Source organism: Amycolatopsis sp. SID8362 (assembly GCF_010550475.1).
GTDB lineage: Bacteria > Actinomycetota > Actinomycetes > Mycobacteriales > Pseudonocardiaceae > Amycolatopsis > Amycolatopsis eburnea.
The window spans coordinates 1-302 of record NZ_JAAGNB010000959.1 but is presented as its reverse complement, the minus strand read 5'-3'; the positions used below and the strand labels follow the sequence as shown (position 1 = coordinate 302).

Here is a 302-nt window from a genome sequence, read left to right as displayed (position 1 = left end):
TGCCGCTGGCGCTGCGGATCGCGGCCGCGAACATCGCGACCGGCCCGGACACCACGGTCGCCGCGATGGCCGCCGACCTCGCCAAGGGCGACCGGCTCAAGCAGCTCGTCGTGGACGGGTCCGACGAAAGCGCCGTGACGCGGGCGTTCGCCGTCTCCTACGAAGCGCTCGCCCCGGAGCTGCGGCGGCTGTTCCGGCTGCTCGGCTTGGCGTCGTGCCCCGATTTCACCGCCCGGGGCGCCGCCGCGCTCACCGGCGACCCGGTCGACACGGTGACGCGGCAGCTCCGGCTGCTCGCCGCG

The 302-nt window shown here is 75.8% G+C and carries 1 pseudogene; it reads left to right on the top strand.

Annotation, left to right across the window (positions count from 1 at the left end):
• Nucleotides 1-302 (top strand): annotated as a pseudogene (locus G3I65_RS29480) (transcriptional regulator); the annotation flags it as partial.